This window comes from Mesorhizobium sp. BR1-1-15 (assembly GCF_020165475.1).
GTDB lineage: Bacteria > Pseudomonadota > Alphaproteobacteria > Rhizobiales > Rhizobiaceae > Mesorhizobium.
On the sequence record NZ_JAIUIF010000003.1, the window covers coordinates 1 to 18383 of the forward strand.

At 64.6% G+C, this 18383-nt stretch carries 17 protein-coding genes; 8 read left to right on the forward strand and 9 right to left on the reverse strand.

Annotation, left to right across the window (positions count from 1 at the left end; translation table 11 throughout):
- The first annotated feature begins 42 nt into the window (after positions 1–42).
- Both LB541_RS06150 and LB541_RS06155 read left to right on the forward strand, forming a co-directional pair.
- Positions 43–1110 carry an alpha/beta fold hydrolase gene (locus tag LB541_RS06150; protein WP_224618181.1) on the forward strand — a complete coding sequence of 356 codons (1068 nt, stop codon included), beginning with the start codon at positions 43–45 and terminating at the stop codon, positions 1108–1110.
- A 52-nt stretch (positions 1111–1162) separates the two neighbouring features.
- On the forward strand, positions 1163–1627 hold the full coding sequence (locus LB541_RS06155) for a hypothetical protein (protein ID WP_140554972.1): 465 nt from the start codon (positions 1163–1165) through the stop codon (positions 1625–1627).
- 15 nt (positions 1628–1642) lie between these two features.
- Here the strand turns inward: LB541_RS06155 and pyk are convergent, their stop codons facing one another.
- On the reverse strand, positions 1643–3076 hold the full coding sequence (pyk, locus tag LB541_RS06160; protein WP_140493391.1) for a pyruvate kinase: 1434 nt from the start codon (positions 3074–3076) through the stop codon (positions 1643–1645).
- On the reverse strand, positions 3073–3537 hold the full coding sequence (locus LB541_RS06165) for a DUF1036 domain-containing protein (protein WP_404928014.1): 465 nt from the start codon (positions 3535–3537) through the stop codon (positions 3073–3075). Before LB541_RS06165 ends, pyk begins: the two co-directional genes overlap by 4 nt.
- Before the next feature lie 270 nt (positions 3538–3807).
- Here LB541_RS06165 and LB541_RS06170 point away from each other — a divergent pair, with 270 nt between their 5' ends.
- The 3 genes from LB541_RS06170 (at position 3808) to LB541_RS06180 (ending at position 6234) form a co-directional block, all read left to right on the forward strand.
- Entirely contained in the window at positions 3808–4605 is a 798-nt protein-coding gene (locus tag LB541_RS06170) for an N-formylglutamate amidohydrolase (protein ID WP_140493385.1), read from the forward strand.
- 10 nt (positions 4606–4615) lie between these two features.
- Positions 4616–4924, forward strand: a complete 309-nt coding sequence (locus tag LB541_RS06175) for a DUF1244 domain-containing protein (RefSeq protein WP_140493382.1) — start codon at positions 4616–4618, stop codon at positions 4922–4924.
- A 128-nt stretch (positions 4925–5052) separates the two neighbouring features.
- Entirely contained in the window at positions 5053–6234 is a 1182-nt protein-coding gene (locus LB541_RS06180; RefSeq protein ID WP_140625000.1) for an MFS transporter, read from the forward strand.
- On the opposite strand, the gene LB541_RS06185 is transcribed toward LB541_RS06180, so the two are convergent.
- Positions 6192–7106: a LysR family transcriptional regulator gene (locus LB541_RS06185; RefSeq protein WP_140662907.1), complete on the reverse strand. Its 915-nt coding sequence runs from the start codon at positions 7104–7106 to the stop codon at positions 6192–6194. The two genes, LB541_RS06180 and LB541_RS06185, sit on opposite strands and share 43 nt — an antisense overlap.
- 116 nt (positions 7107–7222) lie before the next feature.
- On the opposite strand from LB541_RS06185, the gene LB541_RS06190 reads away from it, so the two are divergent.
- On the forward strand, positions 7223–7432 hold the full coding sequence (locus tag LB541_RS06190) for a DUF680 domain-containing protein (RefSeq protein WP_140566908.1): 210 nt from the start codon (positions 7223–7225) through the stop codon (positions 7430–7432).
- Between the two features lie 68 nt (positions 7433–7500).
- The gene (locus LB541_RS06195) at positions 7501–8460 is read left to right on the forward strand and encodes an SDR family oxidoreductase (protein WP_140580074.1); all 960 of its coding nucleotides are present in this window, start codon (positions 7501–7503) and stop codon (positions 8458–8460) included.
- Positions 8461–8516: 56 nt separating this feature from the next.
- Here LB541_RS06195 and LB541_RS06200 read toward each other — a convergent pair whose 3' ends face one another.
- The 5 genes from LB541_RS06200 to LB541_RS06220 all read right to left on the reverse strand — a co-directional run bounded on the left by LB541_RS06200 (position 8517) and on the right by LB541_RS06220 (position 16403).
- Complete coding sequence (locus LB541_RS06200) at positions 8517–8675, reverse strand: DUF3309 family protein (RefSeq protein WP_140493366.1); 159 nt, start codon at positions 8673–8675, stop codon at positions 8517–8519.
- 96 nt (positions 8676–8771) lie between these two features.
- Positions 8772–11945: an efflux RND transporter permease subunit gene (locus LB541_RS06205; protein WP_140580075.1), complete on the reverse strand. Its 3174-nt coding sequence runs from the start codon at positions 11943–11945 to the stop codon at positions 8772–8774.
- Between the two features lie 75 nt (positions 11946–12020).
- A complete protein-coding gene (locus LB541_RS06210) occupies positions 12021–13196 on the reverse strand; it encodes an efflux RND transporter periplasmic adaptor subunit (RefSeq protein ID WP_224618064.1) in 1176 nt (391 codons plus the stop codon).
- A gap of 773 nt (positions 13197–13969) precedes the next feature.
- A complete protein-coding gene (locus LB541_RS06215) occupies positions 13970–15100 on the reverse strand; it encodes a patatin-like phospholipase family protein (protein ID WP_224618065.1) in 1131 nt (376 codons plus the stop codon).
- A 214-nt stretch (positions 15101–15314) separates the two neighbouring features.
- On the reverse strand, positions 15315–16403 hold the full coding sequence (locus LB541_RS06220) for a citrate synthase/methylcitrate synthase (protein ID WP_224618066.1): 1089 nt from the start codon (positions 16401–16403) through the stop codon (positions 15315–15317).
- Between the two features lie 91 nt (positions 16404–16494).
- Between LB541_RS06220 and LB541_RS06225 the strand changes: the two genes are divergently transcribed.
- Positions 16495–17637, forward strand: coding sequence for a citrate/2-methylcitrate synthase (locus LB541_RS06225; RefSeq protein WP_140627978.1), 1143 nt, complete (start codon positions 16495–16497; stop codon positions 17635–17637).
- Positions 17638–17661: 24 nt separating this feature from the next.
- On the opposite strand, the gene phaR is transcribed toward LB541_RS06225, so the two are convergent.
- Positions 17662–18270, reverse strand: coding sequence for a polyhydroxyalkanoate synthesis repressor PhaR (phaR, locus tag LB541_RS06230; protein ID WP_140493348.1), 609 nt, complete (start codon positions 18268–18270; stop codon positions 17662–17664).
- Between the last annotated feature and the right edge of the window lie 113 nt (positions 18271–18383).

Sequence of the window (18383 nt, forward strand, 5' to 3'; positions counted from 1 at the left end):
CCCCTACTCCCCTACTCCCCTACTCCCTCTCGTATATCCCACATGAACCTGCTCTATGCCGCCTTTGCCTTCCTTCTGGCGCTCGTCTTTGGCCTTGTCGGCATCACCCGCGTCGGCTCCTGGCTGATCGAGCGCCGCAACCCGGCCGTCGGCGAATTCATCGACATCGATGGCGCGCGCATCCATTATGTCCACGTTCCTGGCCACGCCAAGGCCGACCTGCCGCCTGTTGTCTTCATCCACGGCGCCAGCGCCAATCTCAGGGATCAGATGCTGCCGCTCAGGCCGTTGCTCGAAGGGCGCGCCGAATTGCTGTTCTTCGACCGGCCGGGATTCGGTTGGTCGGGACGCGGGCCCGGCAACAACAAGGATCCGTGGTCGCAGGCCGACACCGTCGCCGCGCTGATGGACCATCTCGGCATGAAGCAGGCTATCATCGTCGGCCATTCCTTCGGTGGCGCGGTGACGACCGCCTTCGGCCGCGAGCATGCCGACAAGACGCTCGGACTGGTATTCCTGGCACCGGCAACCCATCCGTGGCCCGGCGGCGCAACCGCCTGGTACTACGACCTGACCACCATTCCGGTGATCGGCCGGCTGTTCTCCGAAACGCTGAGCTATCCGGCAGGAATGCTGCGGATCGCCGACGCTACGACCTGCGTCTTCTCGCCCAACAAAGTGCCGGACAATTATGTCGCCGAGGCCTCGATCCCGCTGGTGCTGAGACCGTCGGCCTTCCGCGCAAATGCCAGCGATGTCGCCGGCCTCTACCGCTATGCGCTTGGGGCCGCGCCGCGCTACGCCGAGATCAAGGCGCCGACCGTGGTCATCTCGGGCGATCGAGACAAGGTCGTCTATGCCCATATCCATTCGGTCGGCCTCGAGCGCAACATTGCCAGCGCCGAACTGGTCTGGGTGCGCAATCTCGGCCACAAGCCGGACTGGATCGCGTCTGATCTGGTCGTTGGCGCCATCGAGAAGGCCGCCGGCAGGAGTGTGGATCTGGAGGCGATGGCAAGGGCGGTGGAAGCGCGGATCGCCGGCGATGCCTATGGCGTCGGCAAATGCGCCGACCTCAAGGAACCCGAAGCGGAGTTGGCGCCGACCTGATGTGCGTCTTCCGAAAATGGTCGTCGAAAAAGGGTATCGGGGCCAGAGCGGCATGTACGTCCTCAAACACGGCATAAAGAAAAATCCCGAAAAATTCTGGGCGCTGCCGGACCGCATCTTCTTCGGTTACGGCGCCTGCCCCATCCTTGCGGGCGCCTTTCTCAGCTATCCTCCCCTGGACGGATTTTACGGCGAGCGGATCATCCCAAGCGGGAACGATTCCGGAAACCATATCTATGTGACCAACGGCGTGATCGCCTTCGACTACCATGGCTATTCCAGCCGCGAACGGCTTCTGGAACACCACAAACGAGGATGGGCTTCGCACAGCGCCGACTGGCACTGCACGCTGGAAAAGGTCGATTTCGATCTGCTCGACACTGCCGAACTTAATCGGCGAAAGATGCGGGGACCGGATCAATACCTGCAAGATCCCATACCCCGCGCGCGTCGCTTCCTTCAGCGCATTGACCACGCCGCAGCGGCAACAAGAGCTCTCAAGATCGCAACGCGGTGAAGCCCTGGGGCGGGCTTATCGGGTGCCCAAGTCCGAACCGACATAGGCGATGCGCAGCATATTGGTCGAACCGGGCGTCCTTAGCGGCACGCCGGCGGTGATGATGACGCGGTCGCCGGGCTTGCCGAATTCCTCTTCAAGCGCGATGCGGCAGGCGCGATCGACCATGTCGTCGAGATCGGTGGCATCGGGGGAGACGACGCAGTGCGTGCCCCACAGCAGCGACAGCCGCCGCGCCGTGTTGACGATCGGCGACAGGGCCACGATCGGCACCTGCGGGCGCTCGCGCGCGGCGCGCAGGCCCGTGGTGCCGGAAGCCGTGTAGGTGATGATCGCCGACAGTTTCAGCGTCTCGGCGATTTCGCGGGCCGCCAGCGAGATCGCATCGGCGCCGGTTGCTTCAGGCTCGGAACGCTGGGCGTTGATGATGCCTGCATAGGTCGGATCGGTTTCCACCTTGGTGGCGATGCGGTTCATCATCGCCACCGCTTCCACCGGATAGGCGCCCGCGGCCGATTCGGCCGAAAGCATGATGGCGTCGGCGCCTTCGAAGACGGCGATCGAAACGTCGGAGACTTCCGCGCGGGTCGGCACGGGCGCGGTGATCATCGATTCCAGCATCTGCGTGGCGACCACCACCGGCTTGCCGGCGCGGCGCGCTGCGCGCGTGATCTGCTTCTGGATCCCGGGCACGGCTTCCAGCGGCATCTCGACGCCGAGATCGCCGCGCGCGACCATCAGCGCGTCTGAGAGTTCAATGATTTCGGCCAGACGGGCAACCGCCTGCGGCTTCTCGATCTTGGCCATGATCAGCGCCCGGCCGCGTGCGATCTTGCGCGCTTCGGCCAGGTCCTCCGGCCGCTGCACGAAGGACAGCGCTATCCAGTCGACGCCGGTGGCGAGCACCGCGTCGAGATCCCTGCGGTCCTTCTCGGTCAGCGCGCCGACCGGCAGGTCGGTATCGGGCAGGCTGACGCCCTTTCTGTCGGAAATCGTGGTGCCGGCAACGACGGTGCAGACGATCGCCTTGCCATTGGCCTTCACCGCTTTCAGCTCCAGCTTTCCGTCGTCGATCAGCAGCCGGTGGCCGGCCTCGACCGAACTCAGGATTTCGGGATGCGGCAGATAGACCCTGGCCGCGGTGCCGGGCTCGGGATTGTCGTCGAGCGTGAAGGTCTGGCCGACGGTCAGCACCTCCTTGCCGTTGGCGAACTTGCCGACGCGCAGCTTGGGTCCTTGCAGGTCGGCAAGGATGCCGATCGGCCTTCCGACCGTCTCCTCGACGGCGCGGATGCGTCCGACCAGCGTGCGCATCAACTCGTGATCGGTATGGCTCATGTTGATGCGGAACACATCGGCGCCCGCTTCGAACAGCTTCTTCAGCATTTCCTCGGAAGAGGAGGCCGGACCGATGGTGGCTAGGATCTTGACCTTGCGGCTGCGTCTCATTGACTGTTTGTTCCCGGGGCGGCTGGCGCGCCTCCCGTTGCGGGGTCGTCGGTTAGCTGGACCATCCAGCTTGCCTGCTCGCCCGTGTCGTATTCCTGGAATCCGGCGCGCTGGAAGCCCCGGGCGACGCAATCGGTGACGCCGGCGATCTTGAACTCTTTTTCAGCCACGCACATGTTGATCGGGCCGTCCCAGCGTCCGCCGCGTTCGGCGTCTTCTGCATAAAGATAGTAAAACCTTGATGACAGCGGCCCTTCGATCAGCGTCTTGCAACTCGATCCTTCGATGTGCCACCAGCCCTCGGTGATCCAGCCGGCCTTGGCACGATAGCCGATGCCGACGCCGACCAGGTTTTGCGTCGCGTTGCAGACGCGGAAATCAGCGCGGGCGGGCGAGGCCGCAACCATCGCGGACAAACCCACGGCGAGCGTCAGGAGCGGCATGGCGAAGGCGAAGCGCACGCGCCGCCCGCCGGCGGAACTCATCCTGAAACCCCTCAAGAACCACATCAGCATCTCTCTGCGCCCCTTTTCGGAAAAGTCCGGGCGCATGTCAACGCGCCGTTTTGTCCAATTCCAATCGATTTAAGAAGGCTCCCGGCGCGCGATCCGTCGCCCCTTGCCAGATTTCAGCGGAAACCTTGGCCAAACAACGGCATTGCGCCCGCGTCGTCTTCGTGGAAAGACGATAGCATCCTCCCCGGAAGCCAGCGAACAGACCATTTCCCGCCAATGACCCGATCCACAGTTTTCGCGCCTTTCGATGTCGTCGAGGGCGACCGCAAGCGGGGCATGGTGCTGTTGGCCGACCATGCCCGCCGCGACCTGCCTGAAGACTATGGCAGCCTTGGCCTGCCGGCGGCGGCGTTCGACCGCCACATCGCCTATGACATCGGCGTCGAGGCGGTGACGCGCGAACTCGCTGCGTTGCTCGATGTGCCAGCGGTGCTCGCCAATTTTTCGCGGCTGCTGATCGATCCCAATCGCGGCGAGGATGATCCGACGCTGATCCGTCAGCTCTATGACGGCACGGTCGTGACGGGAAACTATCCCCTCGCCCCGGAGGAGCGCGAAAGGCGGCTTGACCGCTTCTACCGGCCCTATCACGACGCCGTCGGCGCCATGATCGCCTCGGTCGCGCAGGCTTCCGGCAAGGCACCCTTCATCTTCTCCGTGCATTCCTTCACGCCGGTCATGCAGGGCAGGCAGCGGCCGTGGCATGTCGGCGTGCTGTGGGACCGCGACGACCGCGTGGCGCGGCCGCTGATCGACATGTTGGCCGCTGACAAAAACCTCGTTGTCGGCGACAACGAGCCCTATGACGGCGCGCTGCGGGGCGACACCATGTTCAGGCACGCCATCGTCAACGGCTATGCCCACGCGCTGATCGAAATCCGCCAGGACCTGATCGCGACCGGCGGGGATGCGCTTTCGTGGGCTGAGCGTCTGGCGCCGATCGTTGACGCGATCGATCGCCGTCCCGATATACACCAAGTGAAGATGTTCGGCTCGCGCACCGGGCCGTTATGAGGAGGTTTCGATGACCGAACTCAGCGACGAACAGAAACGCGACTTCGAGGCCGCCGCCTTTCGCCGGCTGGTGGCGCATCTGCGTGAGCGTGGCGACGTGCAGAACATCGATTTGATGAACCTCGCCGGCTTCTGCCGCAACTGCCTGTCGAACTGGTATCGCGAGGCCGCGGAAGCCGAAGGCGTCGATCTCAGCAAGGACCAGTCGCGCGAGATCGTCTACGGCATGCCTTACGCGCAATGGCAGGCGCTGCACCAGACCGAAACCTCCGACGCCAAGAAGGCCGAATTCGAGGCCAGGCGACCCAGAGACCACTAGGTGGTCTCTCACGTCCTCGATTACCCTAGGCGTTCGTTTGGCCCAAATGCTTCCCGAGCGCAGCGCTTGACTGAAAATTGAATCGATCTAATTTGCCGCGCAAAGCCACTTTCTGACCGGATTCGCCTATGAACGCGTCGAATGCAATGCAGACCGCCATTCGCGGCCGCTGGGCCGTGGCGGCCATCTTCCTCGCCAACGGCTTCCTGACCGGCAGCTGGGCGCCGCAGATCCCGGTGTTCCTGACCCGCCTGGACATTTCCAAGTTCACTCTGGGGCTTTTGATCCTGCTGTTCGGCGCCGGCGCCGTCACCGCCATGACCTGGTGCGGTCACCTGATTTCGAAACACGGCTCGCGCACCGTGCTGCGCTGGTTTGGCCTCTGCGGCAGCCTCGGTCTGCTGGTCGTGGCGCTGGCGCCCAACGTGCCGCTGGCTGCCGTCGCCATGTTCATCTTTGGCGGCTCCATCGGCGGCATGGATGTCGCCATGAACGCCAATGCGGTGGTGGTCGAGCGGCGGCTGTCGCGCGCGATCATGTCCTCCTCGCATGGCTTCTGGAGCCTCGGCGGTTTCGCCGGCGGTGCCCTTGGCGGCTTTGCCATCCAGAATTACGGCCACCTCGCCCACGCCGCGGTGGTGACGGCGCTTGCCTTAGCGGCGATCGCGGCGGCGGTGCCCTATATCGTCGCCGAGGGCAGGCCGCAGGCTGCGGAGCATCATAAATTCACCTTGCCGGGAAACCCGCTGGTCTACTTCGTCGGCCTGATGGCGCTGCTGACGATGGTCTCCGAAGGCGCCGTACTCGACTGGGCAGCGCTTTATCTCAGGCAGGAACTCGGCGCCGATCTCGCCATTGCCGGTCTCGCCTACGCCGCCTTTTCCGGTGTCATGGCGATCATGCGTTTCTTCGGCGACGGCGTGCGCAATCGTTTCGGGGCCGTGACGACGTTGCGCGGTTCGGCGATCATCGCTGCCGCCGGCATGCTGATCGCAGGCCTGTCGCCCTCACCCTGGCTTGCCATCTCCGCCTTCGCTCTGTGCGGCTTCGGCATCGCCAATATGGTGCCGATCATCTTTTCGGCCGGCGGCAACCAGGAAGGCATGTCATCGGGCACCGGCATGAGCGTCGTCACCACCATGGGCTATTCCGGCATCCTCGTGGCGCCCTCGGCGATCGGCTTCGTCGCCGAGCATTCCAGCTTCGGCCCGATCTTCATCGCCATGTCGGGTCTGCTGATCGTCGTCCTGCTGATGGCCGGATTAGCTCATCGCGCCGAATTCGCTCCCGACGCGGCGCCGGCCGAATAGCGTTTCAGTTCCTCGTGAAGGAAATCCGCCACGCGTCGGATGCGCACGCTGGTGCGCACGTCGCGATGCATGGCCAGCCACACCGGCAAGCTGGGCAGCGGCAGGCCCGGCAGCATCTTCTCCACCAGGGGGTCCCGCTCGGCCAGCGGCTCCTGGCCGAGGCCGATGCCGTTTCCCGCCCGCACCGCCTCCCAAAGCACGATCTGGTTGTCGGCCCGGAAGCGAAAACTGTTCCGCGTGACCGATATGCCGAAATGCGTAAAGCCTCGGATCATCTCGTCGCTCCGGTCGAAGCCGATCAGCGCGTGGTCGAGCAGGTCGGCCGGCTCGCGCGGGCGGCCGCACCGGTCGAGATAGGCTAGGGAAGCACAGGCGCAGAGCGCGATATCGCAGACCTTGCGCGCCACCAACTCGTTCTGTGTCGGCTTGACCATGCGGATGGCGATGTCGGCATCCCGGCGCAGCAGGTTCTCGAGCTGGTTGGAAGCGACGATCTCGACCTCGATGCCGGGCTCCTCGATGCCGAGCCGCGCCATCATGTCGGGCAGCACATAGGCCGCCACCACCTCGCTGGCGGCGATGCGCACCGTCCCTTCGATCGCTTCGACCGAACCCAGCGCCAGCCGTGAAAAAGCGCTCGCCTGCTCGCTCACCGCCTTGCCGCGCTCGAAGAGAGTGGCCCCGGCTTCGGTCAGCGCGTAGCCGCTTCGCCCGCGCCGGAACAGGATGACGCCGAGCGCTTGTTCTAGTTCCGAGATGTGGCGGCCAAGCGTCGGCTGGCTTGCCGATAGCTTTCTCGCCGCGGCCGACAGGCTGCCGGTCTCAGCGACCGTGACGAAGCTCTTGATCAGGTTCCAGTCGATATCAGCCATTCACAACTGAATATCAGAACTGCACACATGGTCAATTTCAATTCATTGGTGAGGCAATCATATTCGGCCTGCAAACATCGATACGCCCTGCAACAAGCCAATCAGGAGTAACCCAAATGACCAGGATTGCACTCACCGCCGCTGCCCTCCTCATCGCCGCCAACGCCGCTTTTGCAAGCAGCGACAAGTTCGGCTCGAACAATGCCAGCCAGACGCCTGTCGCCAGCAAAGACAAGACGATCACCACATCGATCGAGAAGTCGAATGCAATCATCCGGAAGCCGGTCGTCCAGGGCAGCAACCGCGACCTCTTCGGCAACCGCTGAACAGACGCCGAGATATCCCCAAGGCGGTGGGCTTGTCCCGTCGCTTCACAGCAAACAGGAGACGAAGAATGACCAAGATTGCAATCCTCGGCGCCAATGGCCGGCTCGGCCGCGTGGTCGCCAAGGCCTTCATCGACGCGGGCTATGATGTCCGCGCCATCACCCGCACCGGCAAGGTGCCGGCTGAGCTTGCAGGCGCGACGGCCGTCGCCGGCGATGCGCTGGACCGCGAGTCTCTGATCCGCGCGACGCAGCGCGTCGACATCATTTTCAACGGCCTGAACCCGATCTACACCGACTGGGGCAAGTGCCTGCCGATGGCCGAGAATGTCATGACCGCCTGCCGAGCCAACGGCACGCTGCATCTCTTCCCCGGCACCGTCTACAATTATGGCTCGCCGATGCCGGCGGTGATCACGGAAGACACGCCGTTCCATCCGACGACCGAGAAAGGGCGGATCCGCTGCGCCATGGAGGAGCTGTTCCGCCGTGAAGCTGAGGCGGGTCGGGTGCGCACGATCATTCTGCGCGCCGGCGATTTCTTCGGCGGCACCGGCAACGGCTCCTGGTTCGACCTCGTCGTCGCCGCCAAGATGAGCAAGGGCATCTACACTGCGCCCGGCCCGGCCGATCTGGTGCATGAATGGGCCTATCTGCCGGATTTCGCTGTCGGTTTCGTCGCACTGGCGCGCAATCTCGACAAGCTCGGCTCTTACGAGGCGCTGAATTTTCCGGGCCATGCCGTCACCGACATCGAGATCAAGACGGCCGCCGAAAAGGCGCTCGGACGCAAGCTTAAACTAAGCTTCATGCCCTGGTGGGTGCTGCGCGCCGGCAGCCCGTTCGTGGCGATGTGGCGCGAGATCGTCTCGATGTCCTATCTGCGTTTCGAGGCGCACCGGCTGGCCTCGGCGCGACTGAACGAGATCATCGGTGAAATCCCGCACACCCCTCTGGACCAGGCGGTGCACGAAGCCTTGCAGGATATCGGTATCGCCGTCGCGCCGGCCTGGCACCAAGCAGCGTGATTGCCGAGCGTGCCGAAAAGACGGGAACGGCGGGCCCGGCCGCAAATCGTTGCCGGTCAGATCCGGCCCATCAGAAGCAGGATAAGCACCACGACGAGGACGACGCCGACGATGCCCGACGGCCCGTAACCCCAGGAGCGCGAATGCGGCCATGCCGGCACCGCGCCGATCAGGATTAGGATCAGGATGATGATGAGAATCGTGCTGATCGTCATTTTAGAGCCCTCGCCGTCTGGTTGAATCCGAGGGAACAATGCAAAAGGCGCCCGGTAGTTCCCGGGCGGCCTTTTGGTCGGGCTTGCGAAACCGCTCTATTCGGCGGCCTTCGGGAAGGCGATTGCCGGCTCGGCGTCGCCATCGGCTGCTGGCTCCTGCGAGATCTCTCCCTTGCCGCGTCGCAACAGCCGGCTGAACCACCCTCGCCGCGCGCCGGGCTTGACCTTGGCGCGGGTGAACACCATCAGCATCGACGGCGTCACAACCAGCGTCAGCACCGTGGCGAAGGACAGGCCGAACACGATCGCCGAGGACAGCGAAATCCACCATTGCGTCGACGGCGCGTTGATCGTCGTCTCATGATGGAAGATTTCAAGGCCGAGACCGAAGGCGATCGGCAGCACGCCCAAGATAGCCGAAACCGCCGTCAGCACCACCGGGCGGGCACGCTCACGGCAGGTCTGCAGCACCGCTTCCATCTTGTCCCAGCCCTCCTCGCGCAGCCGGTCATAGGTGTCGATCAGCACGATATTGTTGTTGACCACCACGCCGGCCAGCGCGATGACGCCGATGCCCGACATGACGATGCCGAACGCTTCGCCTGTCAGAAGCAGGCCCAGGAACACGCCGATCGTCGCCATGACCACGCAGGACAGCACCAGCCAGACGCTGGTGAACTTGTTGAACTGCGCCAGCAGCACCAGGAAGATCAGGAAGATCGCCGCGCCGAAGGCCTTGCTGAGGAAGGCGCTCGCTTCCGCACTGTCCTCGTTGGAACCGGCGAGCTTCCAGCGGATGCCGCTGCCGAGATCCATGTCCGAGACCGCCTTGGTCACCTGCTCCTGTACAGCTGCGACCTGCGCTCCGGCGGCGACATTGGCCTGCACGACGACGGTGCGCGCGCCGTCGATGCGGTTGAGAATGCCGACCGTCGGCTCGGGCTTGCGCACGACGAAGTTCGAGATCGGCACCGACCCTTGCGACGTCTGCACCCTGAGTTCGTCGAGCGTCGACAGCGTGCGCCGGTCTTCCGGCAGGCGCAGGCGGATGTCGACGGCATCGTCGGCGCCCGCCGGCCGGTATTCCGACAGCTTCAAGCCGTTGGTCACCAGCTGCACCACGGTGCCGACCGAGGTCGGGCTGATGCCGTATTGGGCGGCCTTGGCGCGGTCGACCTCGAGCGCCCAGTCGACGCCGGGCGGCGGCAGGCCGTCCGAAATGTCGATGACGTTGGGCACCTTGGCGATCCGCGCCGCCACCGCGCGCGCCTTGTCGTCGAGCCCCTTGGGATCGGCGGCCGAAAGCCTGATCTGGATCGGCTTGCCGGTCGGCGGACCTGCCTCCGGCACGCGCACCTCGACATCGACGCCGGGAATGCCGGCCATGACGCCGCGCAGGTCGCTGAGGATCTGGTTGGCGGACTTGCGCTCGCGCCAGTCGACGAATTCGTACTGGATCACGCCGACGACGTCCTCGGGAATGTCCTGGCCGCCGCCCTGAGTCTTGCCGGCGCGTGTATAGACCGATTTCACGCCCGGCCAGCCGAGCAGCCTGTTCTCCGCCGTCCTGGTGGCGGCATCCATCTCGGCCAGCGAAAGATTGCCGCGCGCATGCACGTAGAGCAGGCCGTAGTCCGGCTCGACGCTGGGGAAGAACTCGACGCCGGCGCCGTATTTCGAATAGGCGTAGCCGACGCCGAACAGCAGCGCCACGGTGAGCACCAGGACGGTGATCGGGAAGCGCACCGCCTGCTTGACGATGGCCATGTACCAGCCGTCGCGGTTGTCGTCCTCGTGATGCTTCGGCGCCTTGGCGAAGATCGCGCCCAGCGTCGGCGCGAACACCAGCGCATAGAGCATCGAGGCCGACAGCGTGACGATCAGCGTGATCGGCATGTATTTCATGAAGTCGCCGATGATGCCGGGCCAGAACAGCAGCGGCGAGAACGCGGCGATGCGCGTCATCGTCGCCGCGATGACCGGGCCGGCCATGCGCTTGGCGGCGAGCGCGAAGGCATCCGCCTTCGGCATGCCTTCGCTCATGCGCCGCTCGGCGAACTCGGTGACGATGATGGCGTCGTCGACCAGCATGCCGACAGCCAGGATGAGGCTGAACAGCACGATCATGTTGATCGTGTAGCCCATCATGGCAAGCAGCAATATGCCGATCAGGAAGGACGATGGTATGGCCAGCCCGATGAGCAGCGAGGCGCGGCCCGACAGCGCGTAGAGAATGACGATGAACACCAGGATCACGGCGATCATGACGTGGTTCTGGAGGTCACCCAAGAGCTGGTTGACGAAGACCGACTTGTCCTGCGTGTAGGTGACATGCATGCCTTCGGGCATCGTCTTGATGAAGGTGTCGGACACCTCCCTGACATGGTTCAGCGTGTCGATCAGGTTGGCGCCGATGCGCTTCTTCACCTCGATGGCGATGGCCGGCTTGCCGTCGAGGCGAGTGACCGTCTCGGCGTCCTTGAAGGTCGAGCGTATGGTGGCGATGTCCTTGGCCTGCACCACGGCGTTGGGTGTGGCGACGACCGGCAGGTTGGCCACGTCCTCGGGCGTCTCGATCAGCGACGGCACCTTGACCGCGTATTTGCCTTCCGAGCCTTCGAGATTGCCGGCGGCGACCAGGCTGTTGGAGGCGCCGACGCCTTGCATCAGCTGGTCGAGCTGCAGCCCGTAGGAGGACAGCTTCACCGGATCGATGACCACTTCGACCAGATCGTCGCGCGCGCCCTGCAGCGAGCCTTCCAGCACGCCCGGTACCTCTTCGATACGGTCGCGCAGTTCGCGCGCAGCCGCCGTCAGCACGCGCTCCGGCACGTCGCCCGACAGAGTGACGACGAGGACCGGAAACTCGGAAACGTTGACCTCGTTGACCGTCGGCTCCTCGGCCGCCTGCGGCAGGTCGGCCTTGGCGTCCTGCACCTTGCTGCGCGTGTCCTGGAGCGCCGTGGCCAGATTGGTTTGCGGCTGGAACTCGACAAGCACGTAGCCGCCGCCCTGGAAGGCGGCCGAGCGCATCTCCTTGAGGCCCTTCAGGCTCTTCAGCTTGCTTTCCATCGGCCGCAGGAGAAGGCGTTCCGAATCCTCCGGCGAAATGCCCTGGTAGATCAGGCTGATATACATCATCGGGATCGGAACGTCGGGTTCCGCTTCCTTGGGCGTCGACTGATAGGCGACCCAGCCCGCCGCCAGCAGGAACAGCAGGGCGGATATTGTGAGGCGGGCGTTGTGGATTGCGAGTCTGACGATATCCATGACTTGATGCCTGCTGTTTCTTCGGAAGCGGCGAACTGGCGGGAGGCGCCGGAGATCCCGACGCCGGGCTTTGCGCTACTGCGTACCGGCGGTGGCTTCGCCGATCAGCTTGTTGATGGTCGCCTGGTCGGCCTCGACGAGCTTGACGATATCGCCTTCCTTCACCAGTTCCTGGCCGGCGACAATGATGCGCGCATCTTTCGGAATTCCGCCGAGCACGAGACCGTTCGGCGTGTCGTCCACCAGGTCGATCGGGTAGAAGGCCACCTTGTCGTCGCTGCCGACGGCGCGGATGCCGAGATCACCCTTGTCACCCAGCGTCACCACCGAACGCGGCAGCAGAACCGCGTCGGTCGGCTCGGCGCTGAGCGTGATCTCGGCCGTCATGCCGGCGGGGATGCTGCCATCCGCATTTGGGATCGCCACTTCGACACGGAAGGTGCGGGTCTGGGAGGAGGCGTCGCGGCTGATATACCGCACGGTGCCGGTGACCTTCTGGTCGTTGACCAGGCGCACATTGGCCTCTTCGCCGATCTTGATATAGCGCAGGTCGCGTTCGCTGATTTCGCCGCGGGCGATCACCGGATCGAGCTTGAGGATGGTCGCCACCTCGCCGCCTTGCATGACCGAGCTGCCGAGTTCCACCGGCACCCTGTCGATGACGCCGTCGAACGGCGCCTTGACCTCGTTGCGGTCGAGCTCAGCCTGCGCGGTCTCCAGCATCGATTGCGCCGAGGTCAAATTCGAGCGCGCCGTGTCGAGCTGCAGCTTCGGCAGATTGCCGGTCTTGGCCAGCCGTTCGGCGGCGTCGAGCTCGGCCTTGCGTTGCGCCAGCAACTGCTTGGCGTTGTCGACATTCGAGATTTTCTCTTCGGCCGCCAGCATCAGAACCAGATCGCCCGTCTTGACGTGCTGGCCTTGGCTGACCGGCAGTTTGTCGATGACACCGGCGACGCGCGTTGCTAGCACCGCCCGCTTGTCGGCCTCGGTCAACCCCGAAATGCGGATAGCGCGCGCATAGGTCTTGCGCGGCGGCGTCACCACCGCGACGGTGCGCGGCGCGGCTTTCGGCTCGGCTTGCGCCGTGTTCGGCTTGCCGGCCTCCGGCGTCTTGGCCTTTTCGGCCTCTGCCGCCCTCTGGGCGTCGGCGGCGGCACTGCCAACGGATGAAAACTCGCCCGTCGCCATCCAGGCGGCGAAACCGATGAGCACAACAATGGCAGCAAGCTTGTGAAACCTGATTTTCGGCATCGTCGTTTTTTCCACTGCGGGGTTTGGCCGGGACTACGTCCTCCTCGAGGAGCGCGTCGCCGATATGGGTGCGCGCCAGGCCGTGTTCAAATTGCCGTGATCGGCGAAGCGCGCTTCTACATCAAGTTTGCAACGCAATATAGTCGGAAAGTTGCAGCAGCATTGCGAAGCTGGACAGAGTATAGCCGTCGCGAAGCATTTTTTTGCCCAACTAGGGTGCGGCTTTAGCGGGGCTCGTTGGCGACCGATGATCGGCCGTTGAAGGCCCGGTGCCGCCGGGCCTGCGTCTGCTCTCGGAGGCACGACGCCGGCGCGAGGCGATTTTCAACCCCACGCGGGTTTCGAGCACGATGATAACCTCGGCCTGACGGACCATCCCGGCGTGCGACATTTCACGCAACACACTGGAATTGCTTGAAGAACGGACCGTTCAACTCTGATCCAGAGCGTCGTTCCCTGGTCAAGCCGGATGCTCCAGGAGCGAGGACGGGTCGCCTCGATGCGTCTGCTCCATCGCGTTCCGCCGTCTAGGCTTGAGACATGATATAGCCTCGAACAAAACGCCTGCTGGTGCTGTTCGTGGCAGTATTCCTCGCCCGCCAGTCACCGTTCCGGATACGGTCGAGCGATGGCGCCCAACAGCGGCGCCCGCACGACACTGGCAGCAGGCGTCAGCATGATGATGCGCGCCTCACACGCGATGGTTGTTGCTGGCGCCGGAAGGAACTTGCTGGCACCGCGCGGCAGATCACGCCCGTGTGACGGATGCGGGTTCAGGCCCGGCGACGCTCCGCTTCGGGGTTCTTGCGCGCGGCCAGGAATTCCTTCACCCGTCGGCCAGGTGCCGGACCCCGCACCGGCTTGAAGCCGTCGTCGAGCTCGCCGGAGAGGTCGAGCGTCGGCCGCTTGCCGACGGCATCGTAGTTCTCCTCCAGCCAGTCGCTGGCGGCGGTGCGGCCAAGATCGCGCAGATAGGCCAGGAATGCCCATTCGGCATTGACCTTCGATGATGCCGACAGGTCCTTGAAGGCCTCATCGGCGTCGATGCGGTGCATGCGGATGTCCCGGTACTCGCCCCGCGGCAGGCGGCCGGCGGCGATCAGTTCCTTGACGAAGGCGATCGAACGGAATTCGCGCAGCAGCCCGGCGTTGAAGGTGATCTCGTCGATGCGGTTCTGGATCTCATTGGCGCTTTTGGGCGTTCCCTCGCGCACGACCGGATTGATCTGCACCAAAAGCACGTCCTCGGTGGCAGCCGTCTTGAAGAACGGATAGAGCGCCGGATTGCCGCCATAACCGCCATCCCAATAGGGCACGCCCTTGATCTCGACGGCGCGGAACAGTTGCGGCAGGCAGGCCGAGGCCATCACTGTGTCGAGGTCGATCTCGCCATCGGAAAACACCCGCAACTGCCCTGTCTCGACATTGGTGGCCGAGATGAACAGTTCCATCGACTTGCAGGCGCGTACATTGTCGAAATCGATCCCCTGCGCGACCACGTCGCGCAGCGGATTGAAGCCGAGCGGGTTGGCGACATAGGGCGAGAACACGCGCGACATGGTGTCGAAGAAGACATAACCCGGCGTGTTCTCGATCGACCAATTGCCCCAGGCGACGTCCCACGGCATGCGCTGCACCGGGCTGAACCGGCCCTTCGCCGCCACCGCATGCCAGAAGTCGTCGAGCTTCTTGCGCGCGCCTTCGACGCCGCCGCGAACGAAGCCGTCGGCCAGCGCCACCGCGTTCATCGCGCCCGCGCTTGTGCCGGACACCGCTGCGATCGCCAGCCGGCCATCCTCCAGAAGCCGGTCGAGCACGCCCCAGGAAAAAGCCCCGTGGGAACCGCCGCCCTGAAGCGCGATGTTGATCTTCTTCTTTTCCTCCGCCTCGCCGTTCTTCGTCATGGCGTTCCTGTCGATCCGGTGCCTGACTTATTGCGCGCGCCCGGGAATCGGGGCGTCACCGTCACGGCAGACCTATGTTGCAGTGCAGCATATAAGGACACACCAAGGCAAGAACACGAGCACGGTCGCGTGATCGCATGAAATTTCGATCATGCGGAAACACCCTCCGCCTTGTGGCGGAGGGCGCGGTGTATCTTCCAAACAGATTTGATGCTCAGGCGACGAGGTCCGGCATCGGTCCGACATAGCGCGACAGCGGCCGGATCAGCCGTCCCGTCGTCTGCTGCTCGCGCGCATGCGCGACCCAACCGGCGACGCGCCCGGCCGCGAAGACATTGCTGAAGGCTTGGCTGGGAAAACCCGCCGCTTCCAGCACCAGCGCGGTGTAGAACTCGACATTGGTCTGCAGCGAGCGCTGCGGCTTGGCAATCCGAAGCACATGGAGCGCCGTCTGTTCGACTGTCTCGGCGAAGGCCAGCCGGCGACCGGTCTCGCCCTCGCCGCCGAGCTGCCGCACCACCGCCTTCAGCACATCGGCGCGCGGATCGCGCACGCGGTAGATGCGGTGGCCGAAGCCCATGATGCGTTCACCACGCGCGATCTCGCCGCGCAGCCAGCCGGCGGCGTCGCCATGCGCCTGGATGGCGTCGAGCATCTCGATGACAGGGCCGGGCGCGCCGCCATGCAGCGGCCCCTTGAGCGCCCCGAGGCCAGCCAGCACCGACGATGTCAGCCCGCCCTGCGTCGAAGCGACGATGCGCGTGGCGAAGGTCGAGGCATTGAGGCCGTGGTCGCAGACGGTCACGAGGTAAGTGTCGAGTGCCTTTGCCAGAACCGGCGTCGGCACGGAACCGTCGAGCATCCTCAGCATATCGGCGGCATGATCGGCCTTCCCATCCGGCGCGACCGGCTGCTCGCCGCGCCGCAGGCGCAAGAGCGCCGGCGTCAGCACGGCGGGCGCCGCGATCAGCCGAAGCGCGTCCGTCAGCGTCTCGCCGTCCGGCAGCAGCGCCATGCCGGCGCGCATGGCGCTATAGACGTCGAGCGGCGCCAGCAGGGGCAGGCAAGACAAGAGCCGGTCGAACACCTCGACGCGCGCCTGGCCCAGTCTCGCGGCCAGTTCCGCGTCTCCGGGAAGGTCGTAGAAGAAGCCGTCGAGAAGCAGGCGAACGACCTGCGGATAGTTCCATCGCCCGGCCAGTTCCGGCAGGGAGTACCCCCGGATCGTCAAGCGGCCGCCCAGCCCATCCACGTCGGACAGCACCGTTTCCGCCGCCACCACATCATCGAGCCCGTTCGCCATGGCTTTGTCTCCTTGAGCTTTTCCGACACTAAGGATAAGGATGGGCAACACGCGCATCAATCTTGATCAACATAATCAATATGGGACCGACATGTCCGAATGGCTGTCGCGGGACGAGGCACTGGAACGGCTCAAGGTGCGGCCGCAGACGCTCTACGCCTATGTCAGTCGCGGGCGCATCGGCATGCGCCGGGACATTGCCGATCCACGCCGCAGCCAATATCGCGCCGACGATATCGCGGCCCTGATGATGCGAAGAGAGCGCGGACGCAGCCCATCGGCCATCGCCGAAAGCGCCATCGCCTGGGGCGAACCCTCGCTCGTCACCTCGATCTCGACCGTTTCGCACGGCCACCTTGTCTATCGGGGCCGCGACGCCGTTGCGCTGTCCGAACATGCCACGCTCGAAGAGACCGCCGCCGTGCTGTGGGCCCTGCCTGAGCCGGTGAGTTTCGAGGCTCCGGCCTCGGATCAATCCCAACAACTCGGCCGAGCCCCAGCCTTCATGCAACTTGCCATGCTCGCCGGCCAGGCGCGGCCTTCACTAGGGCGCGGCGCCGCCTCGCTGTGCGCCGACGCCGCGCGCGCGATCGGCGTGCTGGCCGGCGCTCTTGGCGCCTCGGCGGGATCAGATCCGGTGCACATGCGGTTGGCGCGAGGCTGGTCGGTGGATGAAGGCGGGGCGCAGGCTATCCGGCGCGCCCTTGTGCTGCTTGCCGATCACGAACTCAACGCATCGACCTTCGCGGCGCGCGTCGCGGCCTCGACCGGAGCCTCGCCCGCCGCCTGCCTGCTCGCGGGTCTGGCGACACTTTCCGGTCCGCGGCACGGTGGCGCCGGCGAGGCGGTGATGCAACTCGCGGACGATGCGGCGCGGCACGGCGCCGATGCGGCGATCCGGCGCTGGCTCGGCCATGACAGGCCTTTGCCAGCGTTCGGCCATCCGCTCTATCCCGAAGGCGATCCCCGCGCCACGGCGCTTTTGGCGGCCATCGACAACACCGACAGAACATTGCGATCGCTGGAAATCGCCGCCATTGCCGCGACCGGCGCCCGCCCGAACGTCGACTTTGCCCTGGCCGTTCTGACGCGCAGCCTCGACCTGCCGCGCGATGCGCCGTTCCAGCTGTTCGCGCTTGGGCGCAGCGTTGGCTGGGCCGCCCACATGGTCGAACAGGCAATGAGCGGCGGCAGCATCAGGCCGCGCGGTCGCTATGAGGGATTATTGCCGTAGGATCGGAAGAAAAGCGCTGCGCGCTCACGACATGGTGTCGAGCTTGCGCTGCATGGCCGCGATCTGGTCCTTCAACTGCTGCAGATCGTCGGGTTTTTCCGGCGTTTCCTTCCTGGCCGGTTCGGCGGGGGCCGCCGCAGGTGCCGAGCCTGCCGGCGGGAAAGGCGTGAACAGCCGCATGGCATTCTGGAACATTTCCATGTTGCGGCGCGTCTGCTCCTCCAGCGCCTTGATCGGCGTGGCCATCTTCATCATGTCGAGTGGTGACTTGCCGATGGCGCCCTTCATCTGCTCGCGGAAGCGCTCCTGTTCCTTGGAGAAGGCGATCATCGACTGTTCGAGGAAGCTCGGCACGATCATCTGCATCTGGTCGCCGTAGAAGGCGATCAACTGGCGCAGGAACGGGATCGGCAGCATGTTCTGCCCGTCCTTGTTCTCCAATTCGAAGATGATCTGGGTCAGAACCGGATGCGTGATGTCGTCGCCGGTCTTGGCGTCCTGCACCGTGAACTCTTCGCCCTTCTTGACCATTTCGGCCAGGTCCTCGAGCGTCACATAGGTGCTGGTGCCGGTGTTGTAGAGCCGGCGATTGGCATATTTCTTGATGACGATCGGATCGTCTTTCGCAGCCATCTGCATCCTCCCCGGACACCGGCGCGCCTGAGTAAGCCGCCGGTAACGATTGCGCCCGTTCAAAGGATATGCGCAAAAGCGTCACAATTCCAAGCAGTTTGTGCAGTGCGGGA

Excerpts from the sequence above, each read along its gene's own strand:
- LB541_RS06180 (WP_140625000.1), top strand. The coding sequence starts at position 5,053 with ATGAACGCGTCGAATGCAATGCAGACCGCCATTCGCGGCCGCTGGGCC.
- pyk (WP_140493391.1), bottom strand. The coding sequence starts at position 3,076 with ATGAGACGCAGCCGCAAGGTCAAGATCCTAGCCACCATCGGTCCGGCC.
- LB541_RS06185 (WP_140662907.1), bottom strand. The coding sequence starts at position 7,106 with ATGGCTGATATCGACTGGAACCTGATCAAGAGCTTCGTCACGGTCGCT.
- LB541_RS06220 (WP_224618066.1), bottom strand. The coding sequence starts at position 16,403 with ATGGCGAACGGGCTCGATGATGTGGTGGCGGCGGAAACGGTGCTGTCC.
- phaR (WP_140493348.1), bottom strand. The coding sequence starts at position 18,270 with ATGGCTGCGAAAGACGATCCGATCGTCATCAAGAAATATGCCAATCGC.
- LB541_RS06225 (WP_140627978.1), top strand. The coding sequence starts at position 16,495 with ATGTCCGAATGGCTGTCGCGGGACGAGGCACTGGAACGGCTCAAGGTG.
- LB541_RS06215 (WP_224618065.1), bottom strand. The coding sequence starts at position 15,100 with ATGACGAAGAACGGCGAGGCGGAGGAAAAGAAGAAGATCAACATCGCG.
- LB541_RS06195 (WP_140580074.1), top strand. The coding sequence starts at position 7,501 with ATGACCAAGATTGCAATCCTCGGCGCCAATGGCCGGCTCGGCCGCGTG.
- LB541_RS06205 (WP_140580075.1), bottom strand. The coding sequence starts at position 11,945 with ATGGATATCGTCAGACTCGCAATCCACAACGCCCGCCTCACAATATCC.
- LB541_RS06200 (WP_140493366.1), bottom strand. The coding sequence starts at position 8,675 with ATGACGATCAGCACGATTCTCATCATCATCCTGATCCTAATCCTGATC.
- LB541_RS06190 (WP_140566908.1), top strand. The coding sequence starts at position 7,223 with ATGACCAGGATTGCACTCACCGCCGCTGCCCTCCTCATCGCCGCCAAC.
- LB541_RS06175 (WP_140493382.1), top strand. The coding sequence starts at position 4,616 with ATGACCGAACTCAGCGACGAACAGAAACGCGACTTCGAGGCCGCCGCC.
- LB541_RS06210 (WP_224618064.1), bottom strand. The coding sequence starts at position 13,196 with ATGCCGAAAATCAGGTTTCACAAGCTTGCTGCCATTGTTGTGCTCATC.
- LB541_RS06150 (WP_224618181.1), top strand. The coding sequence starts at position 43 with ATGAACCTGCTCTATGCCGCCTTTGCCTTCCTTCTGGCGCTCGTCTTT.
- LB541_RS06170 (WP_140493385.1), top strand. The coding sequence starts at position 3,808 with ATGACCCGATCCACAGTTTTCGCGCCTTTCGATGTCGTCGAGGGCGAC.
- LB541_RS06155 (WP_140554972.1), top strand. The coding sequence starts at position 1,163 with ATGTACGTCCTCAAACACGGCATAAAGAAAAATCCCGAAAAATTCTGG.